The sequence below is a fragment of the Pseudomonas alloputida genome (assembly GCF_021283545.2).
GTDB classification, from domain to species: domain Bacteria; phylum Pseudomonadota; class Gammaproteobacteria; order Pseudomonadales; family Pseudomonadaceae; genus Aquipseudomonas; species Aquipseudomonas alloputida.
In genome coordinates, this window is record NZ_CP128540.1 from 925,398 (window position 1) to 948,347 (window position 22,950).

At 64.0% G+C, this 22,950-nt stretch carries 19 protein-coding genes; 7 read left to right on the forward strand and 12 right to left on the reverse strand.

The features are described from left to right. Positions 1 to 37: 37 nt before the first annotated feature. The 3 genes from LU682_RS04250 (at position 38) to ampE (ending at position 3,685) form a co-directional block, all read left to right on the forward strand. Entirely contained in the window at positions 38 to 2,197 is a 2,160-nt protein-coding gene (locus LU682_RS04250; RefSeq protein ID WP_049586400.1) for a DUF1631 domain-containing protein, read from the forward strand. A gap of 88 nt (positions 2,198 to 2,285) precedes the next feature. After that, on the forward strand, positions 2,286 to 2,858 hold the full coding sequence (gene ampD / locus LU682_RS04255; RefSeq protein WP_010952025.1) for a 1,6-anhydro-N-acetylmuramyl-L-alanine amidase AmpD: 573 nt from the start codon (positions 2,286 to 2,288) through the stop codon (positions 2,856 to 2,858). Beyond that, a complete protein-coding gene (gene ampE / locus LU682_RS04260; RefSeq protein WP_010952026.1) occupies positions 2,855 to 3,685 on the forward strand; it encodes a regulatory signaling modulator protein AmpE in 831 nt (276 codons plus the stop codon). Before ampD ends, ampE begins: the two co-directional genes overlap by 4 nt. 44 nt (positions 3,686 to 3,729) lie before the next feature. Here the strand turns inward: ampE and LU682_RS04265 are convergent, their stop codons facing one another. Then, positions 3,730 to 4,506, reverse strand: coding sequence for a TatD family hydrolase (locus tag LU682_RS04265; RefSeq protein ID WP_010952027.1), 777 nt, complete (start codon positions 4,504 to 4,506; stop codon positions 3,730 to 3,732). Positions 4,507 to 4,508: 2 nt separating this feature from the next. Next, positions 4,509 to 5,504: a catabolite repressor/activator gene (cra, locus tag LU682_RS04270; protein WP_010952028.1), complete on the reverse strand. Its 996-nt coding sequence runs from the start codon at positions 5,502 to 5,504 to the stop codon at positions 4,509 to 4,511. A gap of 284 nt (positions 5,505 to 5,788) precedes the next feature. Here cra and ptsP point away from each other — a divergent pair, with 284 nt between their 5' ends. From ptsP to LU682_RS04285, 3 genes are read left to right on the forward strand one after another with little or no spacing between them, the layout of a single operon-like run. Beyond that, positions 5,789 to 8,641 (forward strand): phosphoenolpyruvate--protein phosphotransferase, encoded by a 2,853-nt coding sequence (gene ptsP, locus LU682_RS04275; RefSeq protein WP_060489336.1) that lies wholly within the window; start codon positions 5,789 to 5,791, stop codon positions 8,639 to 8,641. Continuing rightward, on the forward strand, positions 8,642 to 9,589 hold the full coding sequence (pfkB, locus tag LU682_RS04280; RefSeq protein WP_010952030.1) for a 1-phosphofructokinase: 948 nt from the start codon (positions 8,642 to 8,644) through the stop codon (positions 9,587 to 9,589). After that, the gene (locus LU682_RS04285) at positions 9,586 to 11,328 is read left to right on the forward strand and encodes a PTS fructose-like transporter subunit IIB (protein WP_010952031.1); all 1,743 of its coding nucleotides are present in this window, start codon (positions 9,586 to 9,588) and stop codon (positions 11,326 to 11,328) included. Before pfkB ends, LU682_RS04285 begins: the two co-directional genes overlap by 4 nt. Before the next feature lie 147 nt (positions 11,329 to 11,475). Here the strand turns inward: LU682_RS04285 and LU682_RS04290 are convergent, their stop codons facing one another. Next, positions 11,476 to 11,697, reverse strand: a complete 222-nt coding sequence (locus LU682_RS04290; RefSeq protein WP_049586403.1) for a DUF3820 family protein — start codon at positions 11,695 to 11,697, stop codon at positions 11,476 to 11,478. Positions 11,698 to 11,898: 201 nt separating this feature from the next. On the opposite strand from LU682_RS04290, the gene LU682_RS04295 reads away from it, so the two are divergent. Continuing rightward, a complete protein-coding gene (locus LU682_RS04295; protein WP_014589713.1) occupies positions 11,899 to 12,375 on the forward strand; it encodes a ferritin-like domain-containing protein in 477 nt (158 codons plus the stop codon). On the opposite strand, the gene LU682_RS04300 is transcribed toward LU682_RS04295, so the two are convergent. The 9 genes from LU682_RS04300 to LU682_RS04340 form a co-directional block, all read right to left on the reverse strand. After that, the gene (locus LU682_RS04300; protein ID WP_232885731.1) at positions 12,372 to 13,862 is read right to left on the reverse strand and encodes a sensor domain-containing diguanylate cyclase; all 1,491 of its coding nucleotides are present in this window, start codon (positions 13,860 to 13,862) and stop codon (positions 12,372 to 12,374) included. The two genes, LU682_RS04295 and LU682_RS04300, sit on opposite strands and share 4 nt — an antisense overlap. Before the next feature lie 198 nt (positions 13,863 to 14,060). Beyond that, positions 14,061 to 15,395, reverse strand: a complete 1,335-nt coding sequence (locus LU682_RS04305; RefSeq protein ID WP_010952035.1) for an OprD family porin — start codon at positions 15,393 to 15,395, stop codon at positions 14,061 to 14,063. Between the two features lie 205 nt (positions 15,396 to 15,600). After that, positions 15,601 to 15,825, reverse strand: a complete 225-nt coding sequence (locus LU682_RS04310; protein ID WP_049586405.1) for a hypothetical protein — start codon at positions 15,823 to 15,825, stop codon at positions 15,601 to 15,603. A 190-nt stretch (positions 15,826 to 16,015) separates the two neighbouring features. After that, positions 16,016 to 16,750, reverse strand: coding sequence for a YkgJ family cysteine cluster protein (locus LU682_RS04315; protein WP_049586407.1), 735 nt, complete (start codon positions 16,748 to 16,750; stop codon positions 16,016 to 16,018). Next, positions 16,747 to 17,058 carry a hypothetical protein gene (locus tag LU682_RS04320; protein WP_021781735.1) on the reverse strand — a complete coding sequence of 104 codons (312 nt, stop codon included), beginning with the start codon at positions 17,056 to 17,058 and terminating at the stop codon, positions 16,747 to 16,749. The genes LU682_RS04315 and LU682_RS04320 overlap by 4 nt, the downstream gene beginning before the upstream one ends. Before the next feature lie 88 nt (positions 17,059 to 17,146). Continuing rightward, positions 17,147 to 18,046: a chemotaxis protein gene (locus LU682_RS04325; protein ID WP_010952038.1), complete on the reverse strand. Its 900-nt coding sequence runs from the start codon at positions 18,044 to 18,046 to the stop codon at positions 17,147 to 17,149. A gap of 92 nt (positions 18,047 to 18,138) precedes the next feature. After that, positions 18,139 to 19,323 (reverse strand): HlyD family type I secretion periplasmic adaptor subunit, encoded by a 1,185-nt coding sequence (locus LU682_RS04330; protein ID WP_010952039.1) that lies wholly within the window; start codon positions 19,321 to 19,323, stop codon positions 18,139 to 18,141. Next, positions 19,320 to 21,488 carry a type I secretion system permease/ATPase gene (locus LU682_RS04335; RefSeq protein WP_010952040.1) on the reverse strand — a complete coding sequence of 723 codons (2,169 nt, stop codon included), beginning with the start codon at positions 21,486 to 21,488 and terminating at the stop codon, positions 19,320 to 19,322. Before LU682_RS04335 ends, LU682_RS04330 begins: the two co-directional genes overlap by 4 nt. Further along, a complete protein-coding gene (locus LU682_RS04340) occupies positions 21,485 to 22,921 on the reverse strand; it encodes a TolC family outer membrane protein (protein ID WP_010952041.1) in 1,437 nt (478 codons plus the stop codon). Before LU682_RS04340 ends, LU682_RS04335 begins: the two co-directional genes overlap by 4 nt. Positions 22,922 to 22,950: the final 29 nt, after the last annotated feature.

Consider the following 22,950-nt stretch of genomic DNA (forward strand, 5'->3'; position numbering starts at 1 on the left):
AGCCCTTTCGGGCAAGACACCCTGCAAGGAGTCCAGGATGCAAAAAGAAGGCAAGGTGGTGCCCTTGGCGGCAACCATCGACCGAGGGGGGCGTACGCCTCATCCTTGCCTTCCGGTCTTGTTGCTGCAGGTGCGCGACAAGGCCGCGTTGCAGTTGCGTCAGGGCCTGCAGGACTTGTTCGACAATGCCGATGACACGCTCTTCGAAATGGCCGACAAGGCCTTCGACCGCGGTGACCAGAACCTGTACTTCGAAGCCATGCGTGACCTGCGCCTGAAGCGCAAGAGCATCGAGCGTGGTTTTCTGGATACGTTCCATGATGCTTTCCTCCGCGCCGGCCAGGTCGACTTGCTGGCAAACCTGGCCCAGCCGGGCAAGCCGCGCAGCAAGGCTCAAATGGAACGGGCCGCCGCCATCGAGGGCATGGTGGCGCGGGTGCTGTCACGCGATGGCGTCGCCCTGCAGCAACTGGGTCTGCGCCTGCAGGCATTGCTCGACCGCCCCCTGTACGAGCAGCACAACCCATTGGGGCCAGCCGCGCTGTGTCGTTACTTCCTCGACGCCGGGCGTAATCTGGGCGTTGGCCTGCGGGTCAAGCTGGTGCTGCTGAAGCTGTTCGAGCGTTATGTGCTGCGCGATGTCGATGTGATCTATGGCGAAGCCAACCAGTTGCTGGCCGCTGCCGGCGTACTGCCCGAGCTGCAACCGGCGCCGCGCCGGCGTGCCGAAGACCGGCGCATGCGTGTGCGACCCGGGCCGGCGAACCTTGGCCAGGAGGAGGGGGCGGACGCCGCAGGGCAGGCGTTGTTTGCCTCGTTGCAGGCACTGCTGGCGCCGGTGCGCGGGCAGTTCGCTCCGCGCTTGCAAGCGGTGGCTGCCGCCCAGCCGATCAGTACCGCCGACCTGCTCCGGCTGCTGTCGCATTTGCAGCGCTATGTGCCCGCCACGTACGAGGCCGATGACTTCGAGCTCGGCCAGCAGCTTGAGCAGCTGCTGTTGCGGGTCAGCGTGCGCAGCGGTACGCGTCGACGCCTTCACGTGGCTGACGAAGACATGATCAACCTGGTTGGCCTGCTGTTCGCGTTCATCCACAACGACGACAACCTGCCGGCCAGCCTGCGGGCGCTGATTACGCGCCTTCATATTCCCCTGCTCAAGGTGGCATTACTGGACAAGGGGCTGTTCAGCCGGAGTAGCCACCCGGCGCGCCGTTTGCTCAACGAAATCGCCGGCGCCGCGATTGGCTGGGAGTGCGGCAGCGAGTGCCAGCGTGACAGCTTGCACATGCGGGTAGAGCGTATCGTCCAGCGCTTGCTCAATGATTTTGCCGACGATGCCAGCCTGTTCGCCGAGCTGCTCGACGACTTCCTGGCATTCAATCAGGACGAACGGCGACGTAACGAGTTGCTGGAGCAACGCACTCGCGACGCCGAAGAAGGCCGTGCCCGGGCAATGCAGGCCAGGCAGCAGGTGCAGCACGTGCTCAACCAGCGCCTGCGCGGTCGGGTATTGCCGCAGGTGGTGGTGCAAATGCTGGTGCAGGCCTGGAGCCAGGTACTGCTGTTGGCTTGGCTGAAACAGGGCGAGGCCTCACAGGCCTGGCGCGACGCAGTGCAGACGATGGACATGCTGCTGGCCAGCATCACCCCGCCACATGAGCCGCAAGCCTTGCTGCAGCAGGTGCCAGGCCTGCTCAAGGCGCTGCGCGATGGCCTGGCAAGCGTAGCTCTGGACGCGGTGGCGACCCGCGAGTTCTTCCTGCAACTGGAACAGTTGCACCTGCGCGCCTGCGCAGGTAAAGAGGCGCTGCCGAGCGGGGAGGGCCAATCCTTGGGCGATGTGCTGGTAGAACAAGAGATTGTGCTGACGATTGCCGAAGAACCCGCCTGCGTGCCCCTGCACACTGCCGACGGGCAGGCTGCAGCGCTGCGCCAGGCGCAACGCCTGCGTATCGGCACCTGGGTCGAGGTGCTCGACGAGGATGAGCCACTGCGCTGCAAGCTGGTCGCGCGCATCGACAGCAGTGACAGGCTGGTGTTCGCCAACCGGACCGGCATGAAAGTGCGCGAGTGGAGCAGTGCCAGCCTGGCCCAGGCACTGCAGCGGCACGAAGTGCGCGTGCTGGATGATCGCCTGTTGTTCGAACGGGCGCTGGAGGCGGTACTTGAAAGCTTGCGGCAAGGGCAGGCGCAATAGGCCGACGCATTACAATCATTCACATGCACACGGCGTTGGCCGCAGGGCATACTGTGGGCATGTTCACGGCGTTTTTCAGGATCTGCCCATGCAATTGGACTATGCCACTGGCTGGTTCCACGGAATCGGAATCACCCACTGCCCATCGCCGAACTTCAATGCGCGCCCCGAAGGCGAATCGATTTCCCTGCTGGTGATCCACAACATCAGTCTGCCCCCGGCCTGTTTCGGCACGGGCAAGGTGCAGCAATTCTTCCAGAACCGCCTGGCCCCTGATGAACACCCGTATTTTGCCAGCATCAACCACCTGACCGTGTCGGCGCACCTGTTCGTCGAGCGTGACGGCGCGGTGACTCAGTTCGTGTCGTTGCATGACCGTGCCTGGCATGCGGGTGTGTCGAGCTTTGACGGGCGCGAAGGCTGTAACGACTTTTCCATCGGCATCGAGCTGGAAGGCACCGACGACCTGCCCTATACCGATGCCCAGTATGCGGTGCTGGAGCAACTCACCCGGCACATCCGCAGTGCCTGGCCAGCCATCGACCTGAACCGCATTCAGGGCCACAGCGACATTGCCCCGCAGCGCAAGACCGACCCCGGCCCGGCCTTCGACTGGTCGCGCTACCGCCAGGCGCTGCAGCACAACGAGGACAAGGCATGAGTTTTCTGGTGTTGTTGCTGGCGCTGTGGGTCGAGAAGTTTTCGGCCCTGCGCCATCAGGTGCAGCGCGACGGGTTCTTTATTGGCGAACTGGTGCGTCTGGAACGCAACGGCAAGGTGCACCCATGGTGGACGTTGGCCATCCTGGTGTTGGCGCCGGTAGCGCTGCTGGTGTTGCTGCTGCATGTGCTGGAGCCGGTGGCCTATGGTCTGCTGGCGTTGCCGGTGCACCTGCTGGTGCTGATCTACAGCCTGGGCCGCGGCGATGCCAAGGCATCGCTTGGGGCGTTTCGTGATGCCTGGCGGCGGGGGGACGATCAGGCGGCGCTGCACGCGGCCGAGCGCGACCTGGGCCTGGTGGCCGATGAACCGCACAGCTTGCTGGTGCGGGTGCAGGGTAACTTGCTGTGGCAGGTTTACCAGGGCTTTTTTGCGGTGATCTTCTGGTATTTCGTACTGGGCCCTGGCGCTGCGCTGGCTTATCGATTGTTGGCGCTGTGTAGTGAGCACAGCAAGCAGCCGGCTTTGAAGGCGCGTGCCGAGCAGTTGCGGCACATCATGGACTGGTTGCCGGTGCGGGCGTTGGCGTTGAGCTTTGCCCTGGTGGGCAACTTCCTCGCGGTGACACGGGTGATGCTGCACGAGGTGCTCAACTGGCACATCAGCGCCGGGCACCTGGTGGCTCGGGTGGGGCGGATTGCCGATGACATTCCCGAAGAAGAGGACAGCCAGCGCGGTTTGGGGCGGCTGGACAGTCTGTGGGAACTGCTGTTGCGCTGTGCAGTGCTGTGGTATGCCGGGTTCGCGCTGTGGACCGTGCTGGTCTGATTCGGGGCCAATCGCATCCCACGCGAATCCCGGTCACCCGAGCTTCACCAGCCGAACAACGTGCAAGCATTGCGGGTGCTGGCCTGTGCCAGCACCTCGACATCCAGCCCCATCACGTGCGCAAGCGCCGTGGCAATTTCCGGCAGATGCTCCGGGCTGTTGCGTACCCCCGGGTACATCGCCGGTGCCATGTCCGGTGAGTCAGTCTCCAGCACCACACTTTCCAGTGGCAGCCGCGCCAAGGTCTTGCGCAGCCGCAGCGCCTGCGGCCAGGTACCCGCACCGCCCAACCCCAGCAGGAAGCCCAGCTTGATGTACTCGCGGGCCTCTTCGTAGCTGCCGGCAAACGCATGAATCACCCCCGCCCGTGCTGGCTTGTAGCGCTTGAGTGTGGCAATCACCTGGGCATGGCTGCGGCGCACGTGCAGCAGGGCCGGTAGTTCGAAGTCGCAAGCCATCTGCAGTTGCGCTTCGAACAGCGCCTGCTGGCGGGTCTTGTCAAGGTCTGCGAGGTAATAGTCCAGGCCGAACTCACCTACGGCACATAGCCGCGGGTTGTCGCGCAGGCGCTCCAGCCACTCGCGCAGTTGCACCAGGTGCTCAGGGCGATGCTGGTCGAGGTAGACCGGGTGCAGGCCAAGCGCGGCGAACAGGCGCGGCTCGGCGCAGGCCAGTTCCCACACCCGCTGGAAATTCGCCTGGTACACCCCCAGCACCACCATTCGCTCCAGCCCACGCGCCGCCGCGTTGGCCAGCAGGCGCGGGCGGTCGGCGTCGAAGTCGGGGAAGTCCAGGTGGGTGTGGGTGTCGATCAGGCGCATGTTCAGGCCACTGAGATGCGTTGCTTGAAGGTGCGGCCAACGGCGTGCACGCCGGGTTCATAGCGTTTTTCCTCGATGGCGGCCAGTGCCAGTTCAAGCGCAGTGGCGGCAATCTGGCCATGCTGCTGGGCCATGGCATTGACCGGCAGCGGCAGGAAGTCGAGCAACTGGTTGTCGCCAAAGGTACCCAGCTGCAGTTGGCGCGAGTCGACCGGGCGCGCCTGGAGGGTGTCGAACACGCCCTGCAACAGCACGTACGAAGTGGTCACCAGAGCATCCGGCAGGCCGCCCAGGTCGTCGATCAGTTGCTGCATCAGGCGTTGGCCGCACTCACGGCTGAACGCTTCGCCCTGATAGCGGCGCACTTCGCCGGTATAGCCTTGCAGGGCTTCGTCGAATCCGCCGGCACGCGCCTGGCTAACCGACAGCTCGGGGCGTGCGCCTATCAGGGCGATGCTGCGTGGGGCCGAGCTGAGCAGGCTGGCGGCCAGCTGGCGGCTGGCATCGCGGTCGTCGCTGATCACCGAGCAGAAGTGTGCGGGGTCCAGACGGCGGTCGATGGCAATCACCGGCAGGCCTTTGTCCTGCAGCTCGCGGTAGCTGTCATCTTCTGGCGGCAGGCAACTGGCAACGAACAGCGCATCGCATCGGCGCGCACGGAACAGTTGCTGCAGTTGGCGCTCGCTGTCTGGCTGGTCATCGCTGCTGGCGATCAGCAGCTGGTAGCCGCGGGCGCGTGCGCCTTGCTCCAGTTGCTTGGCAATGCGGGCGTAGCTGGGGTTCTCCAGATCCGGGAGAATGAAGCCCAGGGTGCGGGTATGCCGGCTGCGCAGCCCAGCAGCCTGCGGGTTGGGGGTGAAGCCGTGGGCTTCGACCACCGCGCGTACCCGCTCGACAGTACTGTTACTGATGCGCTGCTGTTCAGCCTTGCCATTGATGACGTAGCTGGCAGTGGTCACGGACACACCGGCCAGACGGGCGATATCGCTGAGTTTCACCGAATTTTCCTTGTTATTACCGGGGCTGCCTGTAAGGCCGGACCGGGTAGTTTGACCCGGTACAGGCATCACGCGCAGACGACCATTGTCGCAATTGTCCGACAGGATGGGGCTTTTTACTGGGCAGATTATCGAGTAACGTGGCCGTCTGGTCAGATTAAACGTTTCAGCTGCCGAATTTTCTGCCTCGGCTGCCACCCGCGCAAGGTTGCTGAACTGGCCCTTTATGTGAATTTCACAACAATACTCCAGTACCCGAACGGGAACTGCAAAAGGAGAAGGTCATGCTCGAGCTCGCCAATGAGCAGATAGCCATGGGCCAGAAGGCCGCCGACAAGGCCGAGGCGTTACGCCTTCTGGCGGATCGGCTGGTTGCGGACGGCCTGGTCGCCGAGGGTTACCTGCAAGGGCTGCAGGCCCGGGAGGCACAAGGCTCCACTTTCCTTGGCCAGGGCATCGCCATTCCCCATGGTACGCCGCAAACACGTGACCTGGTGTATGCCACCGGCGTACGCCTGCTGCAGTTCCCCGAGGGGGTAGACTGGGGTGACGGGCAAATGGTCTACCTGGCCATTGGTATTGCCGCCCGCTCCGACGAACACCTGCGCCTGCTGCAGCTGTTGACCCGGGCGCTGGGCGAGACCGACCTGGCCGAAGCCTTGCGCCGTGCCAGCTCTGCCGAAGCGCTGCTCAAGCTGCTGCAGGGCGCGCCCCAGGCGCTGGCGCTGGATGCGCAGCTGGTCGGCCTGAACGTGCCGGCAGAAGACTTCGACGAACTGGCCTGGCGCGGTGCCCGCCTGCTGCAACGTGCCGACTGTGTCGACAGTGGCTTTGCCGCCGTGCTGCAGCAGGCCGAGCCGCTGCCGCTGGGTGAGGGCCTGTGGTGGCTGCACAGCGAGCGCCAGGTTCGTCAGCCAGGCCTGGCCTTCATCACCCCGCAGCAGCCGCTGCGTTACCGCGACCAGCCGCTCAACGGTCTGTTCTGCCTGGCCAGCCTTGGCGCCGCTCACGAGGCCCTGCTCGAGCGGCTGTGCGAAGTGCTGATCGAAGGCCGTGGGCAGGTGCTCTACCAAGCCACCAGCAGCCGTGCGGTGCTGGAAGTGCTGGGCGGCGAAGTGCCGGCGGACTGGCCCAGCGCACGGGTCGTGCTGGCCAATCCACATGGCTTGCATGCGCGACCGGCCAAGGTGCTTGCACAACTGGCCAAAGGCTTTGAAGGGGAAATCCGTGTGCGCCTGGTCGATAGCGCGCAGCCAGCCGTATCGGTGAAGAGCCTGAGCAAGCTGCTCAGCCTCGGCGCACGCCGTGGTCAGGCACTGGAACTGGTCGCCGAACCGAGCATCGCTGCCGATGCCTTGCCGGTGCTGCTGGCTGCTATCGAACAAGGCTTGGGTGAAGAGGTGGAACCGCTACCGCAGAGCGTCGCGCCCATTGCCGATGAAGTCCCCGAAGTACTGCAAGCGCCAGCGGCCGGCAGCCGTATCCAGGGTGTGGGCGCCGCCCCCGGCATTGCCAGCGGCCCGGCGCATGTCTGTGTCGAGCGTGAGTTCGACTATCCCTTGCGGGGTGAATCGTGCGCCCTGGAGCGGCAGAAACTGCGCGAAGCCTTGGCTACCGTCAATGGCGAACTGCAGGCTTTGGTCCTGCGCAGCGACAAGGCCATTGGCGAAATTTTCGTCACCCACCAGGAAATGCTTGCCGACCCGGCCCTGACCGATGATGTCGAACAGCGCCTGGCCCAGGGCGAAAGCGCTGCGGCCGCGTGGATGGCCGTGATCGAAGCTGCGGCCCGTCAGCAAGAGGCGTTGCACGATGCGCTGCTCGCCGAGCGCGCCGCCGACCTGCGCGATATTGGCCGCCGCGTGCTGGCGCAGTTGTGTGGTGTGCAGGCGCAGGTTGAACCCGAGCAACCCTATGTGCTGGTGATGACCGAAGTCGGTCCATCCGATGTCGCCCGCCTGGACCCCAACCGGGTTGCCGGCATTGTCACCGCCCAGGGCGGCGCCACGGCCCACAGTGCCATCGTCGCCCGGGCGTTGGGCATACCAGCAGTGGTCGGCGCGGGTGCATCGATACTGCTGTTGGAGAGTGGTACGCCGCTGCTGCTCGATGGCCAGCGTGGTGTGGTCAGCGTCGCACCGCCAGCGGATGAGCTGCAGCGGGCGCTGGCCGAGCGTGACCTGCGCGAGCAACGCCTGCAGGCCGCCTGGGCCAACCGCTTCGAGCCGGCCATCACCCGTGATGGGCATGCCGTCGAGGTGTTTGCCAACATCGGCGATAGCAACGGCATCGCCAAGGTGGTGGAGCAGGGCGCCGAAGGTGTCGGCCTGCTGCGCACCGAACTGATTTTCATGGCCCACCCTCAAGCGCCGGATGTGGCTACCCAGGAAGCCGAGTACCGCCGCGTGCTCGATGGCCTCGATGGGCGCCCGCTGGTGGTGCGCACCCTGGATGTTGGCGGCGACAAACCGTTGCCTTACTGGCCGATCGCTGCCGAGGAAAATCCCTTCCTCGGCGTGCGCGGTGTGCGTTTGACCCTGCAGCGCCCGCAAGTGATGGAAGACCAGTTGCGCGCGTTGCTGCGGGCCGCCGACCAGCGCCCGTTGCGTATCATGTTCCCCATGGTTGGCCAGGTGCACGAATGGCGTGAGGCGCGGGCCATGGTGGAGCGCCTGCGTGCAGAAATCCCGGTAGCCGACCTGCAATTGGGCATTATGGTCGAGGTGCCTTCAGCGGCCCTGCTGGCAGCGCAATTGGCGCGCGAAGTGGACTTCTTCAGCATCGGCACCAACGACCTGACTCAGTACACCTTGGCCATCGACCGTGGCCACCCCAGCCTCTCTGCACAGGCCGACGGCCTGCACCCGGCGGTATTGAGCCTGATCGACATGACCGTGCGCGCCGCCCATGCCCACGGCAAGTGGGTGGGCGTGTGTGGCGAGCTGGCAGCCGACCCGCAGGCGGTGGCCGTGCTGCTGGGGCTGGACGTGGACGAACTCAGCGTCTCCGCGCGCAGCATTGCCGAAGTCAAGGCACTGGTTCGCCAGGCCGATCATCAGACAGCCCGCGCCCTGGCGCGCGAGGCCCTGCAACAGGACAGCGCCGCAGCAGTTCGCGCGCTGGTGGAGCGTTACTGAATGGCCAAGATCCTCACTCTCACCCTGAACCCTGCGCTGGATATCACCATCGGCCTGGACACTCTGCGCCCAGGGCAGGTCAACCGTAGCCAGGCGCAGCACAGTCACGCCGCAGGCAAGGGGCTGAACGTTGCCCAGGTACTGGCAGACCTGGGGCACAGCGTAACCGTGGGCGGTTTCCTGGGGGGCGACAATCTGCAGCCCTTCGAGGCGCTGATCGACGGCCGCGGTTTTACCGACTGCTTTGTCCGTGTGCCGGGCGAAACCCGCAGCAATATCAAGCTGGTCGAGGCCGATGGCCGCGTGACCGACATCAACGGGCAGGGCCCGGAAGTCGACGAGGCGGCACGCAGTGCCTTGCTGCACAGGCTGGAACAGATTGCCCCCGGTCACGATGCCGTGGTGGTGGCCGGTAGCCTGCCGCGTGGAATCAGTGCCGACTGGTTCCGCCAGTTGCTCGAACGGTTGAAGGCCCAAGGCCTCAAGGTAGTCCTGGACAGCAGTGGTGAAGCCCTGCGTGTTGGCTTGCAAAGCGCGCCCTGGTTGGTCAAGCCCAATACCGAAGAACTGGGCGAAGTGCTGGGCCTGGCTGTGGATAACCTGACGCAACAGCGCGCTGCCGCCAAGCGCCTGCTGGACAGTGGCGTTGAACACGTGGTGGTGTCTGCGGGCGAGCAGGGCGTCAGTTGGTTCAGTCGCGATCTGGCCCTGCAGGCCCGCCCACCCAAGGTGCGGGTTGCCAGCACGGTGGGGGCGGGGGATTCGCTGGTGGCCGGCATGGTCCACGGCCTGCTGCTGGCCGAGGCGCCTGCGCAGACGTTGACCCGGGCCACTGCCATCGCCGCCCAGGCCGTTACCCAGGTTGGCTTCGGCATCCATGACCGCGAGCACCTTGCGCAGTTGGAAGCGGCCGTGCAACTGACAGAACAACAAGAGGGTTGCCGATGAACATTGCCATAGTCACCGCCTGCCCCAATGGCCAGGTATCGAGTGTACTGAGTGCACGCTTGCTGTCCGCCGCCGCCCAGCGTCGCGGCTGGAGCACCAGCGTCGAAGTGCAGAATACTGAACACCCCGAGCGGCAACTGAGCGCCGCACAGATCGCCGAGGCTGACTGGGTGCTTGTGGTCAGCACCGGGCCGGTGGACCTGGCCCGCTTCGTCGGCAAGCGCCTGTACCAAAGCACACCGTCCCAGGCGCTGGCTGATCGCGAAGGCTTTCTCGACGAAGCGGCGGCCAACGCCGAGCTGCTGGCCGCAGTGACAGGCGCCCCTGCCGCAGCTAGCAGTGCTGGCGCTCGCATCGTTGCCGTCACTGCATGCCCGACCGGCGTAGCCCATACCTTCATGGCCGCAGAAGCCTTGCAGCAAGCCGCACAGCAACTGGGCTACCAGTTGACCGTCGAGACCCAGGGCTCGGTCGGTGCGCGCAATCCCTTGTCTGCTGAAGCCATCGCAGCGGCGGACGTGGTGCTGCTGGCCGCCGACATTGAAGTACCCACTGCACGTTTCGCCGGCAAACGTATTTACCGTTGTGGTACTGGCATTGCCCTCAAGCAGGCCCGCGCTACCCTGGACAAAGCCCTGGCGCAGGCCACGGTGGAAAACGGTGCCGACGCTGCAGCGGCGACCACGCCGACCAAGAGCGAGAAAACCGGCGTGTACAAGCACTTGCTGACCGGCGTCTCGTTCATGCTTCCGATGGTGGTGGCCGGCGGCCTGCTGATTGCGTTGTCGTTCGTGTTCGGTATCGAGGCCTACAAAGAGGCGGGCACCTTGCCGGCGGCGTTGATGCAGATTGGCGGTGAGGCTGCCTTCAAACTGATGGTTCCGCTACTGGCAGGCTATATCGCCTGGTCTATCGCCGACCGCCCCGGGCTGGCCCCGGGCATGATCGGCGGCCTGTTGGCCAGCACCTTGGGGGCCGGCTTCATCGGTGGCATTGTCGCCGGTTTCCTCGCCGGTTACAGCGCCAAGGCCATTGCCCGATGGGCGCGCTTGCCCAGCAGCCTGGAGGCGCTCAAGCCGATCCTTATCATTCCATTGCTGGCCAGTCTGTTCACCGGGCTGGTGATGATCTACGTGGTTGGCCAGCCGGTAGCGGCGATGCTCGAAGGCCTGACGCATTTTCTCGACAGCATGGGCACCACCAATGCCATCCTGCTGGGGCTGTTGCTGGGCGGCATGATGTGCGTCGACCTTGGCGGGCCGATCAACAAGGCCGCCTATGCGTTCTCGGTGGGGCTGCTGGCCTCGTCGAGCTACGCGCCAATGGCGGCGACCATGGCCGCCGGCATGGTGCCGCCGATTGGCTTGGGTATTGCCACCTTCCTGGCCCGGCGCAAGTTCGCCCAGAGCGAGCGCGAGGCGGGCAAGGCGGCGCTGGCGCTGGGGCTGTGCTTCATCTCCGAGGGGGCGATTCCGTTTGCCGCCAAGGACCCGTTACGGGTGATCCCGGCCAGTATCGCCGGTGGTGCGTTGACCGGGGCATTGTCGATGTATTTTGGCTGCAAGCTGATGGCGCCGCATGGCGGCTTGTTCGTGTTGTTGATCCCCAACGCGATCAACCATGCGTTGCTTTATCTGCTGGCGATTGTGGCGGGTAGCCTGGTGACAGCGGTGGTGTATGCGGTTATCAAGAAGAGCGAGCGTGTGGAGTTGGCCGTGGCGCCTGCTAAAAGTGTATGAGCAGACCTCGTTCTGTGGGTGCGGCCTTGTGTCGCGAAAGGGCCGCAAAGCGGCCCCGGCAATCTAAGTTGCGAAGCTGAAAATCTGGGGCTGCTTCGCAGCCCTTTCGCGACACAAGGCCGCTCCCACAGAGCCCGCGTTGGCCTTTCAACTGCGATGCTTCTGCCGCAACGGCACCAGTAGATCACCCAGCCCGTTGTGATCGATCTCATGCATCAACGCCAGCAACCCGCCCAGTTCCCCTGCCGGGAAGCCCTTGCGCGCAAACCACGCCAGGTAGTCCCCGGGCAGGTCGGCAATGATCCTGCCCTGGTACTTGCCGAACGGCATGCTGCGGGTCACCAGTAGTTCGAGGGTTTCCGGCTTCATCTTCGCGCACCTGGCTGTGGAAAGGTGCCGACCATACTGCAATCTGCACGAAGCCCCAAGCTGCAATCATGCAGAACGCCGTTGACAGCCGATGCCATCATTTTTTTAACTTATTGAATATTAAGTAATTTATATTTTTTGAAAGCGTGGCACGAACACTGCAATTCCCTAGTGGACTATCACCTGCCAAGGAGTTCGACCATGAGCAACCCCAACAAAGACGTGATCGATGTACTCAACGACCTGATCGAGTACAGCAAGGATGGCGAGAAAGGTTTCAAGGCCTCGGCCGATGATGTGAAGAACCCCGAACTGAAAGCGTTCTTCGTCCAGCGTGCGGGCGAGTGCGCCAACGCTGCCAGTGAGCTGCAGAGCGAAGTGCGCCGCCTGGGCGGCGATCCGGAAACTTCTACCAGCATCAGTGGCGACCTGCACCGCGGCTGGGTCAACCTCAAGTCGATGGTCACCGGCAAGGACGAGGAGGCAGTGCTGAACGAGGTAGAGCGTGGCGAGGACCACGCCCTCAAGGCCTACAAGGAAGCCCGCGAGAAGCTGGTGAAACTAGGCCGCACTGCCAGCGACATGACCTACAGCCTGGTGGAAAAGCAGCTGCAAGGCGTGCAGCGCAACCATGACCAGGTCAAGGCCCTGCGCAACGCCGCTCGCGCCCGCTCCTAATCAAGCGGGCCCTCTACCCGATTGCGGCCATTGGCCTTGGCCCGGTAGAGCGCTTCGTCCGCAGCACCCAGCAGCCTGCCAAGGTCCTGCTGGGTGCCGGACAGACCGATACCGATGCTCACGGTCACGGCGTGGGCATCATCCGCAAACGGCGCCAGCGCCTCGACGTTGGCTCGGATGCGTTCAGCCAGTAGCTGGGCCCCGGCCAGATCGGTTTCTGGCAACACTACCTGAAACTCCTCCCCACCATAGCGCGCAGCCAGGTCCGCAGGGCGACGAATGCATGCCTCGATGGCCTTGGCCACCTCGCGCAAGGCATGGTCGCCGCCGGCATGGCCATGGCGCTGGTTGAATGCCTTGAAGTGGTCCACGTCCACCATCAGTATCGCCAGCGGCTTACGGCTACGTTGGGCGCGGGCCCATTCCTGGCGCAGCACATGGTCCAGCCTGCGGCGGTTGGCCAGGCCAGTCAGGCTATCGGTGGAAGCGAGCATGGCCAGGTCTTCTTCGGCTTCGTGGCGGCGGCGCAGTTCGCGGCCCAGCAGCAATGTCAGCCAGAGAATGCCCACGCACAGACCGCCGGTGGCGACGCTGACCAGAATGGCGGTGCGGCGCCAGGACTCGAACACCTCGTCGGCCGAGTGCGCCACTAGCACGATCAGTGGCAACTGCGCGACCCGGGCGAAGGTGAACATGCGCAGCTTGCCGCTGCTGTGGGAGCGGGCGGTGAAGCTACCGCTCTGTTCACTGAGGATGCGTTTGAAATTGGGCCGTTCGGTGTAGTAGGTGCCAATCAGCGGGTCCTGCCCGCGGTAGGGCTGGCGGACGAGCAGCTGCCCATCGGTATTGAACAGGTTGATGCTGCTGTCGTGGCCAATGTCCAGGAGCTGGAACAACTCATTGAAGTACGACAGGCGCAGCGCACCCGCTGCCAACCCGGCGAACTCGCCATTGGGGCCGGAGATACGTCGGCTGAAACTGATACACCAGTCCAGGTCGCCAAGCTTGGCCTTGAAAGGGGGGCCCACCAGCAAGCCGAGGTTGGCATTGTGCTGGTGGGCCTTGAACACCCCGGTTTCGCCGAAGTTGGCCTTGCGCGGCACGCTACTGGTGGAGTCGCCAACGATATTGCCTTGCTTGTCCAGCCACAGCACGTCACCGCGCTTGCGGTCGACGAAGGCTTCATTGAAAAGCAGGCGCTGGCGTATCGGGCCGGGGACTTCCGGCAGTTCCTTGCGGCCAACCGCCCAGATCAAGCCTTGCAGGGATTGGTCGTAGAGTTCGACGTTGCGCAGAATGTCGCTTTCGATCAGCTGCACGATGTTGTTCGACGAGCGCACCGCCGACTGCTCGACACTATCGCGCTCGCGGGCAAGCAGATAGCTGACGATGGCCACGATGGCGAGCACGGCAAGGCAACTGCCCAGGTTGAGGATCAGCTCGGGGTGCGACCTGTAGACTGCGAAACGCGGGGATTGGGTGGGCATGCTCGCTACTGCGTGGGCAGGGCCATTCGCGGCGGCGATATTCTAGGGAAGCGGGCATTGTCGGACAAGATTTGTCCGACGGAAGCACGGTGTACCGTACTTTTCGATTTGCCGTGGACCCTTGTAGGAGCGGGTTTACCCGCGAACACCGGCGAAGCCTTCTTCGCGGGTAACCGCTCCTACACTGGCAGCAAAAGATCAGAACACGTTCAGTGGGTAATCGACGATTACCCGCAGTTCATCGTTGTCGCTGTTGCTGTCGATCGACGCATAACCCTGGCTGCCGCGGTGGGTGGCATAGCGTACCAGCACCGACAGGTCCTTGAGGTCACCTTCCTGGAATACGTATTTCACGTCCAGGTCGCGCTCCCAGTGCATGGCGTTCTTGCCATCTTCACGGTAGTAGTCGTAGTGAGTGGTGTCCTGAGTGGCCTTGGTCAGGTCAGCCTCGCCGCGCGAGTAGGACAGCGAGGTGGACAAACCAGGCACGCCGACACCGGCGAAGTCATAGCCGTACTGCAGTTTCCACGAACGCTCGTTCGGCGCGTTGAAGTCCGAGTACATGCGCGAGTTGTCCAGGTACACGCTGTCGCCCAGGTTGATGTAGTCGAACGGCGTGTTGCCGTTCACTCGCTGGTAGGCAGCGGTGACGCTGTGGAAGCCTGCATTGACGGTAAAGTGCACGCTGTAGGTGTTGTTGTCGATCTTGCCTAGCAGGGCCTGGCCGGTGTCCTGGGTGTGATAGAAGTGCACGCCCGGGTTCAGGCTGACCAGGTCATTGACCACATAGGTGTAGTCGAAGTCCGCGTAGTACTGGTTCCAGATGTCCTTCAGCTCGGCGGCGTACAGGTTGGCGGTGATGTGCTCGGTACCGCTCCACGACGCGCCGGCCCAGTTCAGGTGCTTGCTCTTGTCGTGCTCGTCCAGTGACCCGTAGTAGGTGTCGATGCGGCGATGGCCGCTTTGGTTGTACGGGTGGGTGAAGCTGACCTGGCCGCCTTCGAGCAACAGGCCGTCGATGCTGGTGTTGGTCAGGCTTACACCGCGGAAGGTTTGCGGCAACATGCGCGTTTCGCCGCCGGCGATCACTGGGTTGGTGAGGAACAGGTCACCGGCTTTCAGCTCGGTGTCGAAGGCTTTCAGCTTGACTGCAGCACCGGCAGTGGAGAACGAATGCGGGGCAGCGCCCAGTTCGCCGTCGTCCTTGATGTGTTCGGGCAGGATGCTGGTGCCGGCATGGCCGCCACCGCCGTCGAGCTTCAGGCCCAGCATGGCATGAGCATCCAGGCCAAAACCGACCACACCCGGGGTGTAGCCCGACTCGAAACGCGCTACCGCGCCCTGGCCCCACTCGCGGGTGTCGCGCACGCCGGCGTTGTGGTTGTCGCGGTTGAAGTAGGCATTACGAAAATGCAGGTTGAAGGACGAACCTTCGATGAAGCCATCAGCCTTGTCTTCATCTGCCTGGGCGGCGAAAGGGATCGTTGCAGTCAACGCAATGAAAAGCGGGGTAAAACGAAACGCGGAAGGCACCGGTACTAGCTCCTTGGATCTGACGGTGGGGCAGTTTTTATATTTGAATGTGCGTCTTTTTTATAGGGACACGTTACAGCCGGGCTGAGCGTTAAAGCACATAAAAAAAGCCGCTGATCGGCAGCGGCTTTAAAAGGCTAACATATCGGCACCGGGGGTGCCCATGGCGTAGCCAAGGGAAAACGGGAGTAGCGACAGCGCGTGATCAGCTGTCGGCACTGGTATCGACGCTGACTTTGGAAGCTGTCTGTTTCGCATCTTTTACGGTATCGGCCTTGTTTGCGGCTACAGCGTCACGGGCTTCTTGATGGACAGCCGCGATCTCTGCATTTCGGGCAACGAATGCCGGGGATTCTTCGGCCATGGCCAGGGGCGACAACAACAGGGAAGACAGGACGAAGACGCTGGCAATACCCATACTGTTGGACATTTGAAACTACCTTCTTGCGGTGCAAGTGCTAATGAGGACAGGGGTAAAGTTAGTCCTTTCAGTGCACTCGAAACAGAGCGAAGTGCGATAAGCACTGTTGCGCAAAAGGTAACGATCATTGGGTGGAACAACGGGGCTTTCGGCGAAAGCCCCGTGCTAGGGCGCCTGCACAGGGCGCCGCCTTGGCAGGCTAGAAACCGATAAAGGCGTAATAAACCGGGGTTTCATGGGTTGTGCGCAAACCCAGTGCCTGCAAGCTTGCCGTCAGCGCTTCATCCTGCACATGCAAGGTCCACTGCGCCCCTTCATTCCCCTGTACCTGCGCCAGCGCCGCAGCAAACGCCCCCATATCCGGCAAGTAGGCGGTAAAACCGTTACCCTTGAGCGCACTGGTCGTCATGCCCAATGCCTGGCACACCGCCACCTTGGCGGCAATGTCATCGCGGTCGGCCTGGCGCGAAGCCTGTACCAGCGCCTGCAGTTCCACATCGACCAGTTGCGTGCCGTGAATCAGCTCCGGCCCCTGTTGCCAGGCCTCCGGCGGGCAGTCCTTGCTGTCTGGCCGCAGGGGAATATGCGGGTTGATTTCTACCGGATAGATGCGACAGACCAGTGGGCGCTGCTCATAGATGGTGCAGAGGTCGTTGGCGTCGAGGTTACGGCAACGTCCGGGGTTGAATGCAGCAAAGGTCACCGAGACGCGTGCCTCGCCCTCGCCGCAATGCACCGGGTGGGAGCGTCGCAGCACATGGTCACGCTGCTCCAGCGGCATGCCGGGGCCGTCCACGACGAAGGCCTCGATCAGTACCACCACCTGGCCGGCATCCTCCGCCCAGCGACGCGCTTCGGCCAGCGTCAGTGGCACATGGTGGCCGGTACAGCATTTGCCGCAGCCGGTACAGCCGAAACGTAAGCGGTCGGTCACTTGGCTTCCGGGCTCCACTCGCTGACAAAGGCACGCTGGTGCTGGCGATCGTACAGACACAGCTCGGTGCCGGTGCGCTGCTGCATGTGCTTTTGTGGGTAGACGCCTTCGATCAGCAGGGCACTCATGCCTGCCTGGTCATCGAACTCGGCGGGCTTGCCGCGAGCGTGGGCGTTCTTGAACTGGCTTGCGGTCAGGCAGGCCTTGAGCATCTGCTGGCGCTGCTCGTTCCAGGCCTGACTACTGGAGGCCTGGGCAATACCGCTGAAGAGGGCACAGCTGATCAAGATAGAGCTGAGAAGCTTCATACGCGATTCCGGCAATTTTCTTGCGAGGGGCGCGAATTATGCCCGAGTCACCCCCGGCGGCAAGCCGGGGAGTTTGTCGCTGAATATATCAGTGCTCGGCGAACACCACGGTGCGCGCAGCCACCACCAGACAATCGGTCAGCTCTGGCGAGGAGAACTTGGTAAGGATGGCATTGGCCCCGGCCTGGGTCGCCTTTTCACTGCTCATGGCACTGTCCAGTGAGGTGTGCAGCAGCACGTACAGGTGCTGGAAGTCAGGGGTTTCACGCAGCGTGCGGGTGAAGGCGTAGCCGTCCATTTCGCTCATTTCGATGTCGGAGACGATGATGTTGATCTCCTGCGCGGTGCCTTGCAGCTCCAGCAGCACGTTGATGGCGTCTTTGGCGCTGCGCGCGGTGTGGCATTCGATACCGAGGTTGCGCAGGGTGTGCACCGACTGCTGCAAGGCCACCTGGCTGTCGTCCACCACCAGGATATTGGCGGCGGCCAGCAGGCTGGCATCTTCTTCGTTCAAGCTGCTGTGCACTGGCTCGGCGACGGGCGGGGCGATGGCGTGTATGACTTTTTCGATGTCCAGCACCTGCACCAGGGTGTTGTCGACGCGCGTCACACCGGTGATGAACGAGCGGGTGCCCGAGGCGTAGGGCGGCGGTTTGATGTCGGTGCTCAGGCAATGCACGATGCGGCTGACCGCCTGTACATGCAGGCCTTGGCGCGAGCGGCTGATCTCGGTAACGATCAGGCAGCCACCCTGCGGGTCGACCAGTGGCTGTTCGCCAATGGCGCGGGACAGGTCGATGACCGACAGCGAGTGGCCGCGCAGGGTTGCCACACCTTTTACGTGGGGGTGCGACTCAGGCAGCTTGGTCAGCGGCGGGCAGGGGATGATCTCGCTGACCTTGAGCAGGTTGATTGCCATCAGCTTGCCGCTGCGCAGGGTGAACAGCAGCAGGGATAGCGAATCCGCGCGGGCATTTTGCGTGGCCATGGTGACCTTCGGTGAGGAGCAGGGGATAACCGGTTATCGGCCTGTTTGGGTTGGGCTTTAGGCATTTTGCACAGAACCCAGGAATGCCTGGATCAGCGTTCACGCAGGGCCTCCTTGGCCCGGTTCAGCGGCTTGATCAGGTAATCGAGGATGGTTTTCTCGCCCGTTCGGATATCCACCGTGGCAATCATCCCTGGCACGATCGCAAAACGCTTGCCGGCCTTGTTTTGCAAGCTGTCCTGTTCGGTGCGGATGAACACGCGGTAGTAGTAGATTTCCGGTTTGACCTCGTCCTGCAGGGTATCCGGCGAGATGCCTACCACCTTGCCATCCAGCCCGCCGTATACCGAGTAGTCATAGGCACTGATCTTGACCTTGGCCGCCTGGTCGGGGTGAATGAAGGCGATGTCCCGTGGCGCGATGCGGGTTTCGATCAGCAGGCGTTCGTCCATCGGCACGATCTTCATCACCTGGCCACCGGGCTGCACCACGCCACCCAGGGTGTTGACCTCGATGTCCTTCACGATGCCGCGCACCGGCGAGCGCAGGGTCAGGCGGGTGAGCGAGTCGCTGCGTCCGCGGATCACTTCCGACAGGGCGTCCGCTTCGGCGCTGGCCTTGGCCAGTTCTTCCCGGGCGCGCACCAGATAGTCCGAGCGTGCCTCGTTGGCCTTGAGTTCCAACTCGGAACGCTGGCGGTTCAGGCGGATCACTTCAACCCGGCTGGAGGCACCCATCTTTGCCAGGTTCTCGGTGATCTTCAGCTCGCTGCGCACCAGCTGCAACGAGTCCTGAATACCCGCCAGGGTCTGTTCCAGGCCGCGGCGGCGGGTCTGGTACAACGCGGTTTCGGCATCGATCAGGTCAGGAGAGTCGCGCAGGCTCTCCGGGAAGGTCAGTGGCTTGCCGGTCACCTCTGCCTGCAGGCGGGCCTGGCTGGCCCTGGCAGCGCGGTACTTGGCCTCGCTTTCACCCACGCTGGAAGCCGTCTTGGTCGGGTCGAGCTGGGCCAGCACCTGGCCGCGCTCGACCAGGTCACCTTCGGCCACGCTCATCTGCGCGACGATACCGCCCTCGAACGACTGAATGACCTGCTCTCGCGAACTTGGAATGACCTTGCCTGTGCCGGTGGATACCTCGGTCACCTCGAACCAGGCCGCCCAGGCCAGGAACGCCGCCAGCATCAGCGCGCAGAGGGTGATGATGCGGCCGGCGCGGAATACCGCCTGGTCGTCCTGCCCGTCCAGGTAGGAAGCCGGGAGTTCATGGTTGCTCATGCCTGGGCTCCCTGCAGTTTGGCCAGCGCGGCATCGCGCGCGTCATCGATGACGATGCGCCCGGCGTCCAGCACCAGGATGCGGTCGACCCGCTGCAGAACACTCAGGCGATGGGTTGCGATCACCAGTGTACGGCCCTGACAGAAGCGCTCCAGGTTATCCAGCAGCTTGCGCTCGGTCATGTCGTCCAGCGACGCGGTCGGCTCGTCCAGCAACAGCACCTGCGGCTGGCGTACCAGCAGGCGCGACAGCACCAGGGCTTGGCGCTGGCCGCCAGACAAGCCCAGGCCTCCTTCGAGGATCAAGTGGTCCATGCCCTTGGGCAGGCGGCGGACGAAGTCCAGTGCGCCAGTGGCGGCCAGCGCGGCCACCAGTTCCTGGTCGCTGGCCTGGCCGGCACCGAGGGTGAGGTTTTCCCGCAGGGTGCCGTGGAACAGCCTCGCGTACTGCGGCAGCAGGCCGACGTCACGGCGCAGGTCAGCAGGGTCGAGGTGGGCCATGGCGATGCCGTCCAGGCTGATCTCGCCCTGCACCAGATCCATGGCCCCACCCAGCGCCTGCAGCAAGGTTGATTTGCCGGCGCCGTTGCGGCCCAGCACGGCAATGCGCTCGCCCGGCTGGATATCCAGCCGGCCAATGTTCAGCACTGGCGGGTAGTCTTCGCTGTAGCGGAAGTTGGCCTGGCGCAGGCGGTACTCGCCGTGAATGGCCGGCAGGTGCACGCGGGCTTCGCCTTCGGGGTGATCGACCGGCGACTGCATCAGCTTGTCCAGGCCTTGCAGCGCGACCTTGGCCTGCTGCCAGCGGGTCAGCACATGGGTCAGTTGGGCCAACGGCGCCATCATTCGCGATGAAAGCATGGATGCCGCCACCAGGCTACCCGTGGTGAGGTCGCCGGCGATGACCATGGGAGCGCCGATCACGATGACCACGGCAAACACGGCACCCTGCACGTTCTGCGTCCAGGTCACCAGGCCGTTGGTGAGGGTGCGCAGGCGCAGGTTGGTGTGCGCGCAGGCCGCGTTGTACTGGTTCCACTGCCGTTCGAAGCGTGCCTCTGCCTGCAGTGCCTTGATCTCGTCCAGGCCCTGGATACTTTCCACCAGCATGGCGTTGCGCAGCGCCGACTCACGCATCGAGGCATTGGCCAACCGTGCCAGGCGCCTTTGTGCAAGCAACCCGGGCAGCACCATGGCCAGCAGCGCGACCAGCGGGATGAACACCAGTACGCCGCCGATCAGCCAGAACACGAACAGGAACAGCAGGAAGAACGGCAGGTCGGCCAGCACCGTCGCGGTGCTGGACGTGATCAGGTCGCGGATCGACTCCAGCTCGCGCAACTGCGAGATGAACGAGCCGGTGGACTTGGGCCGCACCGAGTTGCGCAGGCGCAGGGCATGGCCGTAGACCAGGTCGCTCACCCGCAGGTCGGCGCGCTTGCCGAGCAGGTCGGTCACCTTTAGCCGCAGCAGGCGCATGCTGAAGTCGAACACCAGTGCCAACACCACACCGCCAAACAGGACGTAGAGAGTGGGTAGGGATTCGGCCGGTATCACTCGGTCGTACACCTGCATCGAGAACAGCACGCCGGCCAGCGCCAGCACGTTGGCCACCAGTGAAGCGATCATCACCTGCCCATAAGGGCGCAAGTCACGCAGTACGATGCGGGCGAACCAGTGGCGGTCGTAAGGCGCGGTGTAGTCGTCGGTGCGCACATCGCGCAGTGGCCGGGCCGGGCGCAGCAGGGCCACGCGGCTGATACGGCCTTTGAGGGTGTCGCGGGGCAGGCGCGAAGTCAGGCCCTGGTCACCGGCGAACACCACTGCCAGGTCGTCCTCTTCGGTCACCGACTCGACCACCGCCAGCTGCCCATCGTCCAGCTCCAGCACCAGCGGCGTGCGCCATTGCCGCAGGCCCTTGGCATCGAAGTGCACGAAGCGCAATGCCAGCCCCGCCTGACGTGCCATGTGGCGGAGGATTTCATTCAACGGGCGGGCATCCTCCGCAGCGGCCAGGCGAATACGCTGGGGTGATACGTCCAGGCGGTAGTGGTGTGCCACCTGCAACATCACCTCAAGCCAGGGGCCAAGGTCTGGCCGGTGGGCGGCGGCCTGCTCCGGCGCGGGCGCCTGGTTGGGCAGGGTCACATCGATCGAATCACTCATGGCTGGATCTCCACACCTTGCAGGTTGCGCCCCTCAAGGCCAAAGGCCGTGCGCAGGGCGCCGGTGTTGTACAGGCAGTCGACATCCAGGCGCAGCAGATCGGAGCGGGTGCCGGCAAGTTCGAAGCGTGACTGGTAGATCTCCTGCTCGGCGTTGAGCAGGTCGAGCAGTGGCCGTGTCCCTAGGTCCAGGTACTGACGCCCGTAGAGCATGCGTGCCTCCTGGATGCTGACCTGGCGGGCTTCCAGCGAAGTCAGCCGGCGGCCCAGCCCGGAGGTTTGCGCCTTGGCCTCCGCCAGGCCCCGACGCGCCTGCAGCCGTGCGGCGTCTTCGGCGGAGTCGGCGGCGGTCAGCGCGTGGCCGGCAGCGCGGGTGCGGGCGCTGATGGAGCCCCCTTGGTAGATGGGAACTTCGACGTTCAGGTAGATGCCCGCCTGGGTGCGGTCCAGCCGTGCGTTATCGCGGTTGTAGTCGTCGTCCAGGTAATGATTGACCTGCGGTTGCAACGACAGGGTAGGGTAGGCCTCCGCCTTGGCCTGGGCCAGCTCGGCCTGGCCCTGTGCGCGCTGGGCCAGGGCCATCAGCACGGCGGGCAGGCGATCATCACCCTGTGCAGGGCGCTTGCAGGCCTGGTCCAGCTCGGCGGGTGAGCCCTCGGCCAGTGCCGGAGGGGTAACGCGACCCATCAGCGCCGCCAGGGTCGAGCGCCAGCGCTCGTACTGCGACTGGTACTCCTCCAGGGTGGCACGGGCGCTTTCCACGCGGGACTCGGCCTGTACCACGTCGGAACGGGTGCTGGCGCCCATGTCGCTGCGCTGGCGGGCCATGCCGGCAATGTCGCCCACGCCGCGAATCTGGTCGCGGGCAATCGTCATCAGTTGCTCGTAGCGGCGGGTCTCGATCCAGGCATAGGCTGTGTCGCGGGCCAGGTCGTCGACCACCAGCAGGATATTGGCCTGGGCCCGGGCGGCGGCAGCCTGGGCCGCGTTGACGGCGCTGTCGACCTTGCCGAAGTCATAGAGCATTTGCTTGAGCGACAGGTTCAGGGCCTGGCTATTGCGGTCGCCGCCATAGCCGGTGTCATAACCGGTGCGGATACCGCCGGAAATCTGTGGGTAATACCCCGCACGGGCGACGTTGATGCCTTCGCCCTGCTTGTAAAGGTTGCCGATGGCCTCAGCGATGCTCGGGTGCCATTGCGCTGCCTGCAGCACCGCGTCGGTAAGGCTCAGCCGTTCGCCACTGGCGACCGGGGCCATGCCGATGGGGGGGCGGGCGGGCACCGCTTCGGGCGCATCGCGTAGCAGCGACGGCCCGATCTGGCGCAGGTGGGGGTCTATATCATCGGCTGCCTGGGCAACCGGGTGGAAGTTCAGGGCCAGGAGCCCGAAGGCTCCCAGCAACAGCGGTGACAGCGGACTGCTTCGCTTCACATAATTCCCTTACTGCTGGTCGTCCATGC